The following is a 15,685-nucleotide window of genomic DNA, read 5'->3' as shown; positions in this document are numbered from 1 at the left end:
CGTCCGTCCTGTCGCGGCGTGCGTTGGCGGGGCGGCAGGCCTCCTGGAAGCTGATTTTTGCGCCGCGGGCGTGCCCCTTTGCGGCAGAAGACGTTACGGGCACGACGTTGCTGCTGTGCCATTGTGCGGCCATGCGTCAACGCGGGCGTCTGCCTGCATTGCAAAGGCATATCTGCCGCGGAAAAGGGTGAGGAGCATTTTGCAGTGAACAGCCATACTCTGCAGGTCTGCGTGGCCGGTGGCGGCAGCTGGGGCACGGCCCTGGCCCACCTGCTGGCCGTCAAGGGACATGGGGTCACCCTCTGGCTGCGGGATGCGGCCGTGGCCCAGGCCATTAACCGGCGGCATGAAAACCCGCGCTATCTGCCGGGCCGCGCACTCAGTCCGCGTCTTGCGGCCAGTACGGACCCGCAGGCCCTGGCCGCCGGCCTGGTGGTGTTGGCCGTACCCACCCAGCAGTTGCGCGCCTGGCTGACGGAACGGGTGGATTTTTTCCGTCCCGGCGTCATGCTGGTCAACGCGGCCAAGGGGCTGGAACTGGAAACCCTGTCCACCTGCTCCGGCATTGCGGCAAGCGCCCTGACCCGCGTGCGGCCGCGTTACGCCGTGCTTTCCGGGCCTTCCTTTGCGGCCGAGGTATTGGAGGGCTTGCCCACGGCCGTGGTGCTGGCCTCGCGCCACCGGGCGCTGGGCCAGCGTCTGCGCGAAGTCTTTGCCGGGCCCACCTTCCGTTGCTATTCCAGCACAGACGTCACCGGCGTAGAGATGGGTGGGGCCCTTAAAAACGTCATGGCCATTGCTGCGGGCATCTGTGACGGCTTGGGCCTGGGGCACAACAGCCGCGCGGCCCTCATCACCCGTGGGTTGGCGGAAATGTGCCGTCTGGGCGTGGCGCGCGGGGCACGGGCACGCACCTTCATGGGCCTTTCCGGCCTGGGCGACCTCACCCTGACCTGTACGGGCGACCTTTCGCGCAACCGGCAGGTGGGCTTGCGCCTGGGGCGGGGTGAAGCTCTGGAAAGCATCACCGCCAGCCTGGGCATGGTGGCCGAAGGCGTCAAAACCACGGCCGCCGTGCACGCCCTGGCCCGACAACTGGGGGTAGATGCGCCCCTGACCGCCGCCGTGTACGCCATCCTTTATGAAGGACGGCAGCCGGCAGCGGTGTTGCGCGACCTCATGGGCCGCGACCTGCGGGAAGAATAAGCCGGGCGGACCGGAGAAAAACGTTTTGGCGGGCGGCCCCTGGTGTGGGACCTCCCGCCAAAAGTATTTCAGCGAAACAGGGGAAGGGGAGGATGGCAGGGCCCCGCGCCGCCGGAGCCTTTTGCGCGAGCCTTTGCGATGTAATGCGTTATTTCCAGAGGCTGCCATACTTGGCGGCAATGCCGTCCGTGCGTTCCACGAGCTTGTCCACCAGGGCGTCGATATCTTCCGCGTTGACGGCACCCAGGTCGCGCGCCAGCAGATAGCCGAGATAGCCCTTGCCCTGTTTGAAGACCCAACTCACGGAATAGATCGAACCCACGCCCGGTCGGCCGGGAAATTCCGGCTTGGTGTCGAGCATGAGGTAGAGCTTGGGCACGTCTTTTTCCTCATCGTCGTTGAGGGCAAAAAGGCTGCTCTGGTTAAAGCGCTCCTTGAGCCGCGTGCCCAGACGCGCGCCGATGCTGTCCGAACCGTCCAAGGCCACGCTCACCGTGGTTACGCGGTCCAGGTGTTTTTCCGGTTTGTCCTGCACGGGTTTGCCCGCCTGGGGCTGGGCCGCCAAAGCTGCGCTGCAAAAAGCCAGCGCGCAGACCAGGGTCAGGATGCCAAAAAGTTTTTTCATGCCGCATGTACTCCGCTGCGCTGAAGGTGCCCAAAAGCCGCGCCAAGGCGCGGCGCCGTTGCGTGATGCTGGGGCGTTGCCCGAAACGCAGTCTATATAATCTTTAAAAAAAGGCCAAGGGGCGGCTAGGCGCGGCTGCGTGCCCGCCCCCTTGAGCCATACCCGCAAAGGGGCTACACTGCGCGCATATTTTGCAGCAAGTGAGGGCAACCGCCATGCAGCGTACCTTGATTGTGGACGTGCTGAACGCCGAAGCGCCTGTGGAAAATGTGGTCGTCTGCGGCTGGATCCGCACCCGTCGCGACTCCAGGGAATTTTCGTTTGTGGAACTCAATGACGGCTCCTGTCGCGGCAATCTGCAGTGTGTTGTGGATGCGGGCACGGCAGCGCACGAGGGCCTGGGCGAAGCCTCCACGGGGGCGGCCGTGAGCGTGCACGGCGCTTTGGTGGTTTCGCCGGGCAAGGGCCAGCGCTGGGAGGTGCGCGCCACCTCGGTAGAGGTGTTCGGCCAGGCCGATCCGGAAGCCTTCCCTTTGCAGAAAAAACGCCATTCCGACGAATTTCTGCGCGGTATCGCCCACCTGCGCCCGCGCACCAACAAGTACGGTGCGGCCTTTCGCATCCGGGCCGAGGCCGGATACGCGGTGCACGAATTTTTTCGCTCCCACCGGTTTGCTCTGGTGCACACCCCGGTGCTCACCGGGGCGGACTGCGAAGGCGCAGGCGAGATGTTCCGCGTGACGGCTCTGGAGCCGGGGCAGACGGATCTGAGCCGGGATTTTTTTGGCCGCCGCTGCAATCTGACCGTGTCCGGACAATTGGAGGCCGAAGCCCTGGCCACGGGGCTGGGTCGGGTCTACTCTTTCGGGCCCACCTTCCGGGCCGAAAATTCCAATACTCCGCGCCACGCCGCCGAATTCTGGATGATTGAGCCGGAAATGGCTTTTGCGGATCTGGATGACCTTATGGAACTGGGCGAAAGCCTCACCACGCATGTGGTTGATCACGTCCTGACCCACTGCGCCGAGGATCTGGCCCTGTTTGACAGCTTTGTGGACAAAGGCCTGCTGGTCAGGCTCAAAGGCCTGCTGGCGGCCCCCTTTGCCCGCGTGACCTATGGCGAGGCCGTGGAAATTTTGCGCAAGAGCGGCAAGAGGTTCATCTATCCCGTGGCCTTCGGCACGGACCTCCAGACCGAGCACGAGCGCTATTTGGCAGAGGATCATTTTGGCAGGCCCGTGGCTGTGTATAATTACCCCAAGGAAATCAAAGCATTTTATATGCGCCAGAACGACGATGGGCGCACCGTGGCCGCAGTGGATATGCTGGTGCCGCGCATCGGCGAGCTCATCGGCGGTTCGCAGCGCGAAGAGCGTCTGGACAGGCTTACGGCCCGCATTGAAGAGCTGGGCCAGAAGCCCGAAGACTACTGGTGGTATCTGGATCTGCGCCGCTTCGGCAGCGTGCCCCACGCGGGCTTTGGCCTGGGTTTCGAGCGGTTGCTCATGTTGCTTACGGGCATGAGCAACATCCGCGACGTCATTCCCTTTCCGCGTACGCCGGGCAACCTGGAGTTTTAGGACGGCTCCCGCGCAGGGGGCGGGCGTCAGTTCCGGCCGCCGCAGGCGGCGGGGGGCAGGTGCGCTTCTTTGAAAAATTCTGCGGGCTGGAGGATGAGGACGTCCTCGCTGTTCTTGTCAAAGCGCAGGAGCCCCCGGCCTTGTGCCTGACGCAGGATTTTGTAGAGGGAAATGCGGTGCATGCCCAGCAGGTCGGCCATTTCGCGGTAGGACATGTCCCGCCGGGCACGCAGGGGCTGCGAGCCCGGCACAATGCGCGAAGCCAGGAACTTGCAGACGCGGGTCATCTGGGATTCTAGGCTCAGCGAAACCACCTGCTGCGACAGCAGGGTCACCTTGAAGCTGAAACTGTGGCAGAGGTTGAGCAGCAGCTCCGGCTGCCGCGCGCCCAGCCGCAGCACGTCCTCGACGCTGAAGGCGCAGAGGTAGCTGTCCTCCACGCATTCGTGATAAAAACGGGCGTCGCCCATGATGCGCATGTCCATGCCGCCATTTATGGCAAACAGGGGCGTTTCGTTAAAGCAGCAGCCGTCGCGCAGATACCAGAGCGTTTTTTCGCCGCCTTCCTCCGCCAGGGCCATGAGCCGTACCCGGCCGCTGACCACAAAAAACATCTGCGGCACGTCGTCGTTAAATTTGTGGCCTTTTTTCCACAGTCTGGGCCTGGCCGGCGCTACCGTGCGCCAGCACATGTTCTGCCCAACGAGTTCGGTGAAGGACATGCGTTTCTCCTTGCCCTCGAGGCGGTCGTACCCCCAGTATATGTGAAGCAAAGGACAAAACCAAATGGCGGCTTCCAGCCTTGCTGTCAGCCCCGCGTTCACGATTGGAGGCAGTTTACGCCCCTCTTTTTGTGAATAATGTTGCGAGCACAACATCCGGGCCCGCTTCCCCGCCATACCATGTCCCATGCAGCACAAAGCCGCGGGGCGCAAGGCCCGCGACGCTACCACAATGGAGGTTCTTATGGGGCATCCCACTATTTATCCCACCGGCGTCACTCTGTACAATCCCGACAAGGCCTGGAACGGCTTCACCATTATTCAGGCTCCCGACAACGGGGCCCTGCTTCTGGGCATGAACGGGCATGAAATCCGCATGTGGAAAGATGTGCACGGCTTTCCCAATAAAATGTTCCCTGGCGGCATGCTCATGGGCAGCACCGGCACCAGGCACCCCAAGCACGGCCTGCAGGACCAGCTGGACCTGGTGCAGATCGACTGGGACGGCAATATCGTCTGGAAATTTGACCGGGCGGAATTTGTGGAAGACCCCGGCCAGGAGCCGCGCTGGATGGCCCGGCAGCACCACGATTTTCAGCGCGAGGGCAGCTCCACCGGCTACTATGCGCCCGGTTCCGAGCCCAGAATCGATTCCGGCAACACCTTGGTGCTTTGCCACCGCAATACCGTACAGCCCTACATCAGCGACAAAACCCTGGTGGACGACGTTATTTATGAAGTGAACTGGGAAGGCGACATTCTTTGGGAATGGGCCTGCTCGGATCATGTGGAAGAAATGGGCTTTTCAGAAGAAGCCCGCAACGCCATGTGCCGCGACCCCAACTACCGCGGCGGCACCCTGATGGAAGACGCCCCCGGCGTGGGCGACTGGATGCACGTCAACTCCATGTCCACCCTGGGCCCCAACAAGTGGTTCGACGCTGGGGACAGCCGCTTCCACCCCGACAACATTATCATTGACGGCCGCGAAACCAACATCATCCTGATTCTGGACAAAAAAACCGGCAAGATCGTCTGGCGTCTGGGCCCGGACTACAACCACACGCCGGAAGAAAAAGCTCTGGGCTGGATTATCGGGCAGCACCACGCGCACATGATTCCCCGCGGTCTGCCCGGCGAGGGCAACATCCTGGTTTTCGACAACGGCGGCTGGGCCGGTTACGGCGCGCCCAACCCCGGCGCGGCCCACGGCGTCAAGGCCGCGCAGCGCGACTACTCCCGCGTGCTGGAAATAGACCCCGTGAGCCTCAAGGTGGTCTGGCAGTACACCCCGCATGAGGCCGGCTTCCTTGTCCCGCTGGACGCCAGCCGCTTCTACAGCCCCTTCATCAGCTCGGCCCAGCGTCTGCCCAACGGCAATACCCTCATTTGCGAGGGATCGGACGGCCGTATTTTTGAGGTCACCAGCGAACACGAGATCGTCTGGGAATACGTCTGCCCCTACAAAGGGCACATCAGCCTGCCCATGAACTGGGTGTACCGGGCCTACCGCCTGCCTTACGCCTGGGTGCCGCAGGCTGAAGCCCCTGCGGAAAAGGCCATTGAACCCCTGAGCGTCAAGGACTTCCGCGTGCCGGGTGCAGCGCCCTTTGGCCCCATGAGCACGGTTTCCGTCAAGGGCACCATCGGCTACTACAGCGGCGCGGGCCACTGCGTGGCCGCCACCGAGTAGCCTCCGGCCCGCCTCCTCCATATAAAGGCCCCGTTGCTGCCGACGGGGCCTTTTTGCATACTGGGCCCGCCCCCCCCAAAAAAACTTTTTCGTCAAACAGAGGAACCCATGGCCAACATTACCGAAACCTATCTGGGCAACCGGCGTGTGGAATGCGTCCACACCTTGAGCGGCACCAAACTGTACACTACCCCCACCCCGGACCACGGCGGCTCCGGAGAGAGCTTTTCACCCACGGATCTTTGCGCTGCGGCCCTGGGGGCCTGCGCCATGAGCGTGCTGGCCACCTATGCCGAAAACCACGGCCTGGACGTGAGCGGCACGCGCCTGGAAATCGCCAAGACCATGACGGCCGGCAGCCCCAGCCGCATCGGCCGTCTGGAGGTCATTTTCCACATGCCCGCCCGGCCCTACAGCGCCAAGGAAAAAACCGTCATGGAGCGCGCGGCCAAAACCTGCGGCGTGCACCACAGCCTGCATCCGGCAGTGGAGCAGGTCTTCACCTTTGACTGGCCCGAAGCCGCGCCGCAGGCTTAGGGCAGTTAGCGAATGAAATGAGCTAACTGCTCTGCAAGGATTTTCTTGAAAATCCTTGCCACAAAATGCGAGAAGGCAGGCTTTTGCCTGCCGTAAGCGAGCATTTCAAGTGTTAAATGCTCTAGGGCGGGGCAGGGGGCTGTACCCCTGCCTTCCCCTTGCCGTCCGGCGCTTGCCCGTGCCCCCACTCCAGGACAGGGCGGCGCGCGGGATAAGGAGGTTTTTTGCTGCGCAAAGAGAACCCGTACAGAGCCTTGCGAGTAAAACGAACGCCGCTCCGGCGGCGGAGCGGCGTTTCAGAAAAAGCGCGCAAGAAAGACAGCCGAGAGTGGCCGGGAGGCGGGGCAAAATCCGCCTCCCGGCCGCGGCCGACATCAGAACATGTAGCGGAAGGAGAGGGAAACCCGCCAGTTATCGCGGTATTGTGAATCTTCCACTCCGTTCCAGGTGTCGCTGTCCAGGTGCAGGTTCACATAGGCGGCTTCCAGGTTGACCAAGAAGTTTTCATAGAGCTTGTAGGTATTGGAGACGCTGAAATCCCAGGCATGGTCCGTGGTGGTCAGGTAGGCCATGGGGCCGTCCGCACGGGTGGGGTAGCTGGTCATATTGGCCTTGCGGGGCATCTGCGCGCTGTTGGTGCCCTGAAAATAGCCCACCTTTATGGTGTGGGTGAGGTCTTGAAGAAAGCTCAGGTCTTTGATGCCGACCACGCCGCCGGCCAGACCGCTGGGGTTGTGCCCCAGCACTTTCCAGGTGTTCAGGTCAAAAAAACCGCCGCCGAAGCCCAGGGGGGTCACGGGCCAGGCCGTATTGAACTGGGGCAGACGTTCCGAGCCATTGTAGGGGTTGTCGTCATCGCCGCTGCCGTACCATGCGGTGACGCCGGGCGTGCCCCAGGAACATTTGTAGTCCACACGCAGGGCCGCATACCAGCCTCTACGGGTCAGCTCAAAGGTCTTGTTCTGGGCGGCGGAAGCGCCGAAGCCCGTGTAGTTTTGCAGTTCGCCCATATCCACCGCGCCGTAGCTGAATTCGGCAGCGATGTTGAAGGGGGCCCAGAGGTTCAGCTCGGAGGTAAGGCCACCCCAGTAGCCGTTGCTCCAGGTATTGTGCGCACTGCGGTAGACTTTTTCAAAGGTGCTCACATAGTTGCCGCCGCTGCCCAGCACGGGCATGAGGCCGCCGCGGGGCGCGTAAATGGAGGGCTCCCGCTGGGCGGTATTGTCGTTGATGCCGCGCAGGCTGTTTTCACCCATAAGGGCGTACATGCCCCAGGGGGTGATCTTGAGGCCGGGCGCGGTGACGGGTATGCTCAGCCCGAACACGTCCAGATTGTCCAGATAGCCCGTTTCGTTCTTGCCGTACTTGGTCAGATCCGCATTGTCGTTGTACGGACGTCCCCAGAAAAACGCGGCTCCCACCTGGGCATCGCCCAGTTTAATCTGGGGGGCGCTCAGGCTTACCCCGGTGGTGTACTGGCCGTACACGGCGCTCCAGCCCGTTACATAGCCCGGCAGCAGCAGGGGTTGCATGCCCATGCGCACCTTGAGATCGGTTTTGGGCAGAACCCAGTCAAGATAGGCGTGACGCACGCCCAGATTCTGCGTGCCGTCCGCGCCCAGGGCCGCGCCGTCCTTGGCCGAGCCCCAGTTCATGGTGCCGGTGCCCACGGTAAACAGGACGCTGCCGGAGAGGTTTTCTCCGGCCACGGCGTCGATCTGCGTGCGCAGGCGCTCAATGGCGCCAAAGGTGTCCCTGCCGCCCACCCCCCTGGGCAGCACGTTGGACGTTTCAAAACTGACGTCAAAAGCGCCTTTGACTTTGAAATCCACGGCATTGGCAGGCTGCGCCCCCGCAAAAAGGACGCCGAGCGCGGCGGCCAGGGTCAGAAAACGACGGGCATAGTGCATGTGACCTCCTGTACTTTTAAGAACATTCCTTCCCGTTTTCCTCGTCATTGGCCTATTCATGCCTGTGGGCGCGGCGGTGCGACGTTGCGGCAGCAACGTTTTCAAGAATTAGAGGGTTTTTTCACAAACTATTTTTTATTAAAATAAATAATTTTATTTCAATAGGTTAAAATACTATTGTGAAAAAAACCGCAAAAAGGTTGCCGCCACAACATTGCCCACCCCTGTGCTGGCCTAGGTGGATACATGCACGCCATGTGCAAATTTTACCTTTCACAACCGGCCGCAGCCGCCGCAGCAGCGCGCGCAAGGAGGGGTCATGCAGGACGCACCACGCATCAGCAACAACTACTTTGACGGGCTCAAGGTCAGTGGACGACATAAAGTTGTGTTTTTCATCATCATGATCGCTTATTTCTGCGAGCAGATGGACAACTGGAACTTCGGCTTTATCGCGCCGGCGCTCATGCACAACTGGGGCCTGACCATGAAGGATCTGGGCCACGTCACCTTTTGGTACTTTGTGGCCATGACCTGCGGCGGTCTGGTGGGCGGCGTCATTTCGGACATCATCGGCCGGCGCAAGACCTTTCTTATTGCCATTACGCTGTTTTCCACCGCATCCATCATCAACGGCCTGACCGACAGCTTTCCCGTGTTTGTGGCCTCGCGCGCGCTGACGGGCTTTGGCGTATTTTGTCTTATGGTCTGCTCGCAGGCCTACATAGCCGAAATGGCCCCGGCGGAAAGCCGCGGCAAGTGGCAAAACACGGTGGCCGCCGTGGGTTTTTGCGCCGTGCCGGTCATTGGCATGCTCTGCCGGGCCATCATTCCTCTGCACGAAGAGGCCTGGCGGTATATCTTCTATATGGGCGGATTCGGCTACGTGGCGCTCATCATCGCCTGGAAGTATCTGGACGAGTCGCCCCGCTGGCTGGTGGCCCGCGGCCGGGTGGCCGAAGCCGAGGATGTCATGCGCGACATCACCGGGCAGAACATCGACCTTGCGGCGGCGGCGGCCAAGGTTCCGCCCCGCAAGGCCCCGCTCAAAGACGTGCTGTTGAGCATGTGCAGCAAAAAATACATCAAACGCACCATCGTCATCTTTTTGCTGGTCGTTCTCACCAATCCGGCGACCTTCCTGGTGACCAACTGGACGGCCACGCTGCTCAAGGCTCACGGTTTCAGTCTTGAAGACTGCCTCATGGCCACCACGCTTATTTCCATCGGCGTGCCCGTGGGCTGCTTTGTCTCCGGCCTGTTTTCCGACATGGGCGGCCGCAAAATCCCCATTGTCTGCATGCTGCTGTTCATGGCGGTTCTGGCGCCCATTTTCGGCAACGTGTCGGGCTACTGGCTGGTGGTGCTCATTGGCGGGCTGCTCACGGCGGGCGTCATGGGCATGGGCTTTACGGTGTTTTCGTATACGGCGGAGTCCTACCCCACCATGTCGCGCAACACGGCCACGGGCTTCCACGCCGCGTCGGGCCGGCTGGCCGTGGCCTTCAGTCAACCCTTGATTCCTGTTGTCTACGCAGCATACAGCTTTGACGGAGTGTTCTACATTTTTACCGCGCTCTGCATTGCCGCGGCGCTTATCCTGGGAATCTGGGGCGCGCGCACCGGCGGCAAGTCGCTGGAGGACATAGCCTGACCTTCATAGTCTGGCGCTGCCCCAACCTATTCTGTACGAGGTTTGTATGAGCATAACACTGTATACTGCACCGGAGTGCATCCGCTGCAAAATTGTCAAAGCCTTTCTGGCCGAAAGGGATATTCCTTACGCCACAGTGGATTTTAAGGCTGACGCGCAGGAATTTAACGCCTTCTACCGCGCCAACCGCAAAGCCATCTATCGTAATCCCGAAGGTGTGGAGTTTCCCCTGTTCAATGACGGCCAGGTCATCAAGCAGGGTTCGGGCGAAATCATCGCCTACCTGCTTTCCGGCCATGTGCTGGAAGCCTGCATCACCAGAAGCGACCTGCTCCACGGCAAGATCGGCGGCATCTATCCCTCGCAGTGTCCCGACGGCCAGGAGGAGAATCTCTGTATTCTGGTGGACAGGCTGGCTGCGGGCGGCCTGGAGGTCTGGCTGCAGACGGACGGCCGCAAGCCGGACCTCCTGGAGCGCCTGTTGGCCATCAAGAACGTGAAGGCCGTGCTCAATGCCGTGGGCGGCGCGGCCACCACGGCCGCTGTGTACGGCGGCGCGCCCGACACGGCCGCCCTGGCCGCGAGTATAGGGCTGGTGCGGGATATTCCCGGCGGCGGCGTGCGCTTTCTGGCCATGCCTTTGCCCGGCGCGGACGGACAGTGGACCTGGCCCCGACGCGAAGATGCCAGAGACGCTGCCCAGATGGTGGCCGAAGCCTACGGACAGCCTACCTTGCCCTACCGCGTGGAGGCCCTGCCGCCTGACGCGGCGGTGGACCTGCACGGCCTGGAGCCCTTGCCGGAACAGAACCTTCTGCTGTACCGTTCCGCTGCCCGGCAGTTTCTGTACAAAGCCGAAATCGGCAAATAGGCGCTTTTGCGGCGCGGCTCCGGCCTGGCTGGAACCGCGCCGCGCGCCGTACACCCGGACACTTATCCGACGCTCTGGAGCGTCGCTGCGGGAGGAATATCCGTGCAGACTTTTGATGTCCTGATTTTGGGCGGCGGCCCCGGCGGCACGTCGGCGGCACGCCTGCTGGCCAAAGGCGGTAAAAAGGTGGCCCTGGCGGAGGATACGCACTGGGGCGGCACCTGCCTCAACTGCGGCTGTATCCCCACCAAGCTCCTGCTGGGGGCCGTGGCGCCGGGCGCGCTTCTGGCCGCCCAGCAGCGCCTGCGGGTGGCCAAGGGCGAAATCGCCGTGGACTATACGGCCCTGCAGACCCGCGTGGCCCGTTTCACCAAGGGCAGCAGTCAGGCCCTGGCCAAGGAGCTGACCGGCCTGGGCGTGACCCTGCTGGAAGGTCGTGGTGTCTGCGCCGGCACGGCCGAAGGCCTGCACCGGGTGCGCCTGGAGGGTAAGGACGGCGTCACGGAACTGGCGGCCGCTCAGGTGGTGCTGGCCTGCGGTACGTCTTCCGCAGCCTTTCCCGGCCTGACTCCGGACAACGACTGCGTGCTGGACAGCACGGCCCTGCTGCGCATCGCGGCCGTGCCCGAGAGCCTGCTTATTGTGGGCGCCGGGGCCATTGGTCTGGAAATGGGCGACTTTTTCCGCGCCATGGGCAGCAAGGTGACCATTGTGGAGGCCGCCCCGCACATCGCCCCCCTGGAGGACGCGGACGTGGCCAAAGAGATGCTCCGCGCCCTGACCAAGGCGGGCGTCACCTGCCTGGAAGGCGCGCGGGCCAAGGAGTTGCGTACGGTGGACGGGCAGGCCCGCCTGACCCTGGAGGACGGCCGCGAAATTACGGCCGCCAAGGCCCTGGTGGCTGTGGGCCGCACCCCCAACACGCGGGCGCTGGCAGCGGAAAGCCTGGGCTGCACTTTGAACAGACGCGGCTATCTGGCGGTGGACGCGCACCTGGAGGCGGCCCCTGGCGTCTATGCTGTGGGCGACGTCAACGGTCTGACTCTGCTGGCCCACGCGGCGGAGCACCAGGCGGGCTATGTGGCCCGGCGCATTCTGGGGCGGGAATTTGGCGCATACGCATCCGGCCCGGTACCTTCCTGCGTCTACGGCAGCACGGAAATTATGCGTGTGGGCCCCACGGCCAAGGAACTTTTGCGAGAGGGACGGGCTGTCAGCGTTTCGCAAGCGCCCTTGACCATGAACCCCATTGCCCAGGCCAGCGGGCACACCGCCGGTTTCGTCAAAGTAGTCTGGGAGGGCGAACGCCCGGTGGGCATGGCGGCGGTGGGCGGCGGCGTGTCGCACCTGGTGAGCGTGGCCAGCCTCCTGCTGGCCGGCGACTATACGCCCGAGAAACTGCACACGGTCATGATTGCGCACCCCACCCTGGATGAAATTCTGCCTTTGGCCATGAACGCGCCCCGCGCTGTCCCCCAATAAAAGGATCTTGTCATGCAATTTCCCGACGACAGGCAGTACCACGCCGACCACCTCTGGGCGCAGCAGCGTCCTGAGGGCGTCTGGCGCATCGGCATTACCGACTATGCGCAGGAACAGCTGGGCGGCGTCATCTTTGTGGACCTGCCGGAAGCAGGATCCGCATTCGCCCAGGGGGCTTCCTGCGCCTCCATTGAATCGGTCAAAGTGACGAGCGACGCGCTCATGCCCGTTTCCGGCGAGGTCACGGCCGTGAACCCCGCCCTGGCAGACGCGCCGGAGCTGTGCAACACGGACCCCTACGGCGAGGGCTGGCTGGTGGAAGTCCGCCGCACGGCTCCAGAGGAGGGCGGCGCGTTGACGGCAGCGGCCTACGCCGCCCAGGTACAGGCTTGATTTTTTAACGTGGTATCCGTACATTAGGTGGCTTTTTTGGCCACCTTCCGGCAGGCCCGCCCCAAAATCGTCCTTCAGGACGGGGGCGGGCCGCAGTACCGTCAGGGCGGCCTTGGGGCCGCCTTTTTGCGTTGTTGCACTTTTTGTGACTTTGGCCTGTAAATTGCATCTTCTGCCGCGTCGTCAGACAAACGGCACAATCGACAGCGCGGCGGACGCGCGTGGTCAGAAGGACAAGACATGCAGGTCAAGACATTTACCGGAGCCACAGCACAGGAGCTGCTTGCCAGGATCAAGGCCGAAATGGGGCCTGAAGCCGTCATTCTGGGCAGCCGCACCTACCGTAAGAACGGGGTCGTCCACCACGAGATCACCGCCGGCCTGGAACGCCCGGAAGCCTCCGCCCAGCCCGTGGGTGCGGGCTGGAACGAATGGCGCAAGGACTGGCAGCACGTCAAAGAACAACTTTTTGCCCTCATGAAGCCTGCCATGCGCCTGGATCGCCTCACTCCCCGGCAGCGTGTGGCCTTGGAATATCTGCAGCGCGAGGGCGTTTCCGACGCCGTGGCCGTGGACCTTTATCAGCGCCTGACCGACGCGCCCGGCGCCTCTGTGCTGGAAAGCCTGTGCCGCATGGTGCCGGTGCGGCCCTGGAGCAGGGAGCACTGGCCCCAGCGCCTGCATGTGCTGGCGGGTCCGTACGGCGCGGGTAAGACCACTACGGCTCTGCGCCTGGCCCTGCACTGGCGGCGGGAAGCGCCGGAGACGCGCATCGCTTTTATCAACGCGGACTGCCTGCGCGGCAACGGGCGTCTGGTGCTGCGCCACTGGGCGGAGCTTTCGGGCTTTACTTATATGGAGGCCCCGGACAAGCCCGCCCTGGAGCAGGCCCTGGCCGCCTGCGCCGAAGCGCGCGCCGTGTTTGTGGATACGCCCGGCCTGGACCGCGCCGATACCCTGGCCGCCTGGTGCGAGCACATGGGGCTGGATTTGGCCGACGCGGCCACGCATCTGGTGCTTTCTCCTTTTTATGACGCAACGCAGACGCGCGCCCTGCTGCGGCGCTACAGCCATGACGGGCCGGGCTCCCTGGTCTGGACCAAGTTGGACGAAGCCGTTAGCTTTGGTACTATGGTCAATGTGGCCTGCGCCGCCGGCTTGCCTGTATCGGCCCTTTCGTTCGGCGCGGAGCTGCAGCAGAGCCTTGCCCCGGCCACGGAGCCGCTGGTCTGGCGCCTGATTTTCAAACGGCAGTTGCCCGGCCAGGCGGCCTGATCCCTGGCTGAAACATATGGAGCACTCGGATGAGCGGCACCTTTCCCCTGGTTTTTTCCGTTACCTCCGGCAAGGGGGGCGTGGGCAAAACCAATATATCGGTAAATCTGGCCATCTGTCTTGCCCAGCTGGGCAAGCGGGTGGTACTTATTGACGCGGACTTGGGCTTGGCCAATGTGGATGTGGTGCTGGGGCTTACGCCGCAGAAAAACCTTTTCCACCTGTTTCATGAAGGCGCGACCATCCAGGAAATCCTTTTCCCCACGCCTTATGGTTTTTCCATTCTGCCGGCCTCTTCTGGCATGAGCGAAATGCTTACCCTTTCCACCGGCCAGAAGCTGGATTTGCTGGAAGCCGTAGACGAACTTGAGAACGACCTGGATTATCTTATTGTGGACACGGGGGCGGGCATCAACGACAATGTGCTGTATTTCAACATGGCCGCGCAGGAGCGCCTGGTGGTGCTTACGCCGGAGCCTACCTCCCTTACGGACGCCTACGCCCTCATCAAGGTGCTCAAGACCAATCATGGGGTGGAGCGCTTTGAGGTCTGCGTCAATATGGCCCCGGACGCCAAAACTGCGCGGGAGATGTTTGTGCGCCTGCACCAGGCCTGCGATCACTTTTTGAGCGGCGTTTCGCTGGAGTTGGCGGGGGTTATCCCGCGCGATACGGCCGTGCGCAAGGCCGTGGTGCAGCAGTTGCCTTTCTGCGTCAGCGAGCCGCAGAGCCCGGCCTCCCGTGGGGTGCTGGCGATGGCCAAGACCATCACCACCTGGGAAGTGCCCGAAAATCTGGATGGCAATATCAAGTTTTTCTGGAAAAAACTTTTATTCCGTTAGGCGTTTTGCCTGTGCGGCAACACCGCCGCTGCAGTGCCGGGCGGGCCGGCAGCGGCGGCGGACAGCAGGCGTGGCGCGCCGCCACGCGGGAAGAGGCTGCAACTGAGGAAACGGCCATGAAAACCGCCACAGCGCGGATACAACCCTGGGAGGCGCTGGAAAGCGGCGCTACCGCATGGGAACGCTTTTCGCCGCCGGAGCAGGAAGCGGTGGTGCGGCACTATGCCCCCAAGATCCGCTTTCTGGCACTGCGCCTCAAAGCCAAACTCCCCCGCAGCGTGGAGCTGGGCGAGCTTATCAGCTCCGGCACGTTGGGGCTGATGGAGGCGCTCGGCAAATTCCGGCCGCAGTTGGGCATCCGCTTCGAAACGTATGCAGAAAGCCGCATCCGCGGCGCCATGCTGGACGAACTGCGTCGGTTGGACTGGTTCCCCCGTTCCCTGCGGCAGCGGGTGCGCGTGCTGGACGAGGCCATGCGGCAGGTGGAAAATCTGGAGGGCCGCCCCGCCACGGAAGAAGAACTGCAACACCTCACTGGTCTGGAGCTGCGCGAGGTGCGTCAGGGCCTGGAAGCACTGCAGAACCAGTTGTGGGTTTCGCTGGACGCCATCCAGGACACCTTTGCGGGCGACGCACAGGGCGGCGAAGGCGAACCCTATCGGCGCACGGCCCTGCGGGAACTGGTGGAACGCGTCGCGCCGCTTATTGATACCTTGACGCCAAGAGAGAAATTGGTACTGTCGCTTTACTATACGGACGAGTTGAATATGCGTGAAACCGCCGAAGTTCTGGGCATCACCGAAGGGCGCGTGTCTCAGCTTCACTCTCAGGCCCTGAGCCGTCTGCGCAGAGAATTCGTCAGCCGTTACGGCGAGGAACCTGAAGCATAATGCAT

14 protein-coding genes are annotated in these 15,685 nt (G+C 62.7%); 11 read left to right on the top strand and 3 right to left on the bottom strand.

The genetic code is table 11. The annotated features are described in order from the left end of the window. The first annotated feature begins 219 nt into the window (after positions 1–219). Positions 220–1,206: an NAD(P)H-dependent glycerol-3-phosphate dehydrogenase gene (locus tag EB812_RS02375; RefSeq protein ID WP_118230282.1), complete on the top strand. Its 987-nt coding sequence runs from the start codon at positions 220–222 to the stop codon at positions 1,204–1,206. 148 nt (positions 1,207–1,354) lie between these two features. Here the strand turns inward: EB812_RS02375 and EB812_RS02370 are convergent, their stop codons facing one another. Next, positions 1,355–1,831: a hypothetical protein gene (locus tag EB812_RS02370; RefSeq protein ID WP_118230237.1), complete on the bottom strand. Its 477-nt coding sequence runs from the start codon at positions 1,829–1,831 to the stop codon at positions 1,355–1,357. Between the two features lie 215 nt (positions 1,832–2,046). Between EB812_RS02370 and asnS the strand changes: the two genes are divergently transcribed. Beyond that, positions 2,047–3,411 (top strand): asparagine--tRNA ligase, encoded by a 1,365-nt coding sequence (asnS, locus tag EB812_RS02365; RefSeq protein WP_118230238.1) that lies wholly within the window; start codon positions 2,047–2,049, stop codon positions 3,409–3,411. 26 nt (positions 3,412–3,437) lie between these two features. On the opposite strand, the gene EB812_RS02360 is transcribed toward asnS, so the two are convergent. Next, entirely contained in the window at positions 3,438–4,133 is a 696-nt protein-coding gene (locus tag EB812_RS02360; RefSeq protein ID WP_165450866.1) for a Crp/Fnr family transcriptional regulator, read from the bottom strand. Positions 4,134–4,377: 244 nt separating this feature from the next. On the opposite strand from EB812_RS02360, the gene EB812_RS02355 reads away from it, so the two are divergent. After that, positions 4,378–5,826 carry an aryl-sulfate sulfotransferase gene (locus EB812_RS02355; protein ID WP_118230240.1) on the top strand — a complete coding sequence of 483 codons (1,449 nt, stop codon included), beginning with the start codon at positions 4,378–4,380 and terminating at the stop codon, positions 5,824–5,826. A gap of 108 nt (positions 5,827–5,934) precedes the next feature. Then, a complete protein-coding gene (locus EB812_RS02350; RefSeq protein ID WP_118230241.1) occupies positions 5,935–6,363 on the top strand; it encodes an OsmC family protein in 429 nt (142 codons plus the stop codon). A gap of 374 nt (positions 6,364–6,737) precedes the next feature. On the opposite strand, the gene EB812_RS02345 is transcribed toward EB812_RS02350, so the two are convergent. Continuing rightward, positions 6,738–8,273 (bottom strand): outer membrane homotrimeric porin, encoded by a 1,536-nt coding sequence (locus EB812_RS02345; protein WP_118230242.1) that lies wholly within the window; start codon positions 8,271–8,273, stop codon positions 6,738–6,740. Positions 8,274–8,592: 319 nt separating this feature from the next. Here EB812_RS02345 and EB812_RS02340 point away from each other — a divergent pair, with 319 nt between their 5' ends. From EB812_RS02340 to EB812_RS02310, 7 genes are all read left to right on the top strand, one after another. Beyond that, complete coding sequence (locus EB812_RS02340; RefSeq protein ID WP_130957777.1) at positions 8,593–9,927, top strand: MFS transporter; 1,335 nt, start codon at positions 8,593–8,595, stop codon at positions 9,925–9,927. A gap of 46 nt (positions 9,928–9,973) precedes the next feature. Continuing rightward, on the top strand, positions 9,974–10,798 hold the full coding sequence (locus tag EB812_RS11625; RefSeq protein WP_165450865.1) for a thioredoxin domain-containing protein: 825 nt from the start codon (positions 9,974–9,976) through the stop codon (positions 10,796–10,798). 102 nt (positions 10,799–10,900) lie between these two features. Further along, a complete protein-coding gene (locus tag EB812_RS02330; protein WP_118230243.1) occupies positions 10,901–12,280 on the top strand; it encodes a dihydrolipoyl dehydrogenase family protein in 1,380 nt (459 codons plus the stop codon). Positions 12,281–12,292: 12 nt separating this feature from the next. Next, positions 12,293–12,673, top strand: coding sequence for a glycine cleavage system protein GcvH (gene gcvH, locus EB812_RS02325; protein ID WP_118230244.1), 381 nt, complete (start codon positions 12,293–12,295; stop codon positions 12,671–12,673). A gap of 240 nt (positions 12,674–12,913) precedes the next feature. Then, a complete protein-coding gene (locus EB812_RS02320; RefSeq protein WP_118230245.1) occupies positions 12,914–13,948 on the top strand; it encodes a flagellar biosynthesis protein FlhF in 1,035 nt (344 codons plus the stop codon). A 29-nt stretch (positions 13,949–13,977) separates the two neighbouring features. Then, a complete protein-coding gene (locus EB812_RS02315) occupies positions 13,978–14,790 on the top strand; it encodes a MinD/ParA family protein (RefSeq protein WP_118230246.1) in 813 nt (270 codons plus the stop codon). Positions 14,791–14,906: 116 nt separating this feature from the next. Next, the gene (locus tag EB812_RS02310; protein WP_118230247.1) at positions 14,907–15,680 is read left to right on the top strand and encodes a FliA/WhiG family RNA polymerase sigma factor; all 774 of its coding nucleotides are present in this window, start codon (positions 14,907–14,909) and stop codon (positions 15,678–15,680) included. Positions 15,681–15,685: the final 5 nt, after the last annotated feature.

It is taken from the genome of Desulfovibrio legallii (assembly GCF_004309735.1).
Classification (GTDB): Bacteria; Desulfobacterota; Desulfovibrionia; order Desulfovibrionales; family Desulfovibrionaceae; genus Desulfovibrio; species Desulfovibrio legallii.
The sequence above is the reverse complement of the archived record's forward strand: the minus strand, read 5'-3'. Positions and strand labels throughout refer to the sequence as shown.

Coding starts and splice junctions, on each gene's coding strand:
- EB812_RS02370 (WP_118230237.1), bottom strand. CDS start 1,831: ATGAAAAAACTTTTTGGCATCCTGACCCTGGTCTGCGCGCTGGCTTTT.
- asnS (WP_118230238.1), top strand. CDS start 2,047: ATGCAGCGTACCTTGATTGTGGACGTGCTGAACGCCGAAGCGCCTGTG.
- EB812_RS02360 (WP_165450866.1), bottom strand. CDS start 4,133: ATGTCCTTCACCGAACTCGTTGGGCAGAACATGTGCTGGCGCACGGTA.
- EB812_RS02355 (WP_118230240.1), top strand. CDS start 4,378: ATGGGGCATCCCACTATTTATCCCACCGGCGTCACTCTGTACAATCCC.
- EB812_RS02350 (WP_118230241.1), top strand. CDS start 5,935: ATGGCCAACATTACCGAAACCTATCTGGGCAACCGGCGTGTGGAATGC.
- EB812_RS02345 (WP_118230242.1), bottom strand. CDS start 8,273: ATGCACTATGCCCGTCGTTTTCTGACCCTGGCCGCCGCGCTCGGCGTC.
- EB812_RS02340 (WP_130957777.1), top strand. CDS start 8,593: ATGCAGGACGCACCACGCATCAGCAACAACTACTTTGACGGGCTCAAG.
- EB812_RS11625 (WP_165450865.1), top strand. CDS start 9,974: ATGAGCATAACACTGTATACTGCACCGGAGTGCATCCGCTGCAAAATT.
- gcvH (WP_118230244.1), top strand. CDS start 12,293: ATGCAATTTCCCGACGACAGGCAGTACCACGCCGACCACCTCTGGGCG.
- EB812_RS02320 (WP_118230245.1), top strand. CDS start 12,914: ATGCAGGTCAAGACATTTACCGGAGCCACAGCACAGGAGCTGCTTGCC.
- EB812_RS02315 (WP_118230246.1), top strand. CDS start 13,978: ATGAGCGGCACCTTTCCCCTGGTTTTTTCCGTTACCTCCGGCAAGGGG.
- EB812_RS02310 (WP_118230247.1), top strand. CDS start 14,907: ATGAAAACCGCCACAGCGCGGATACAACCCTGGGAGGCGCTGGAAAGC.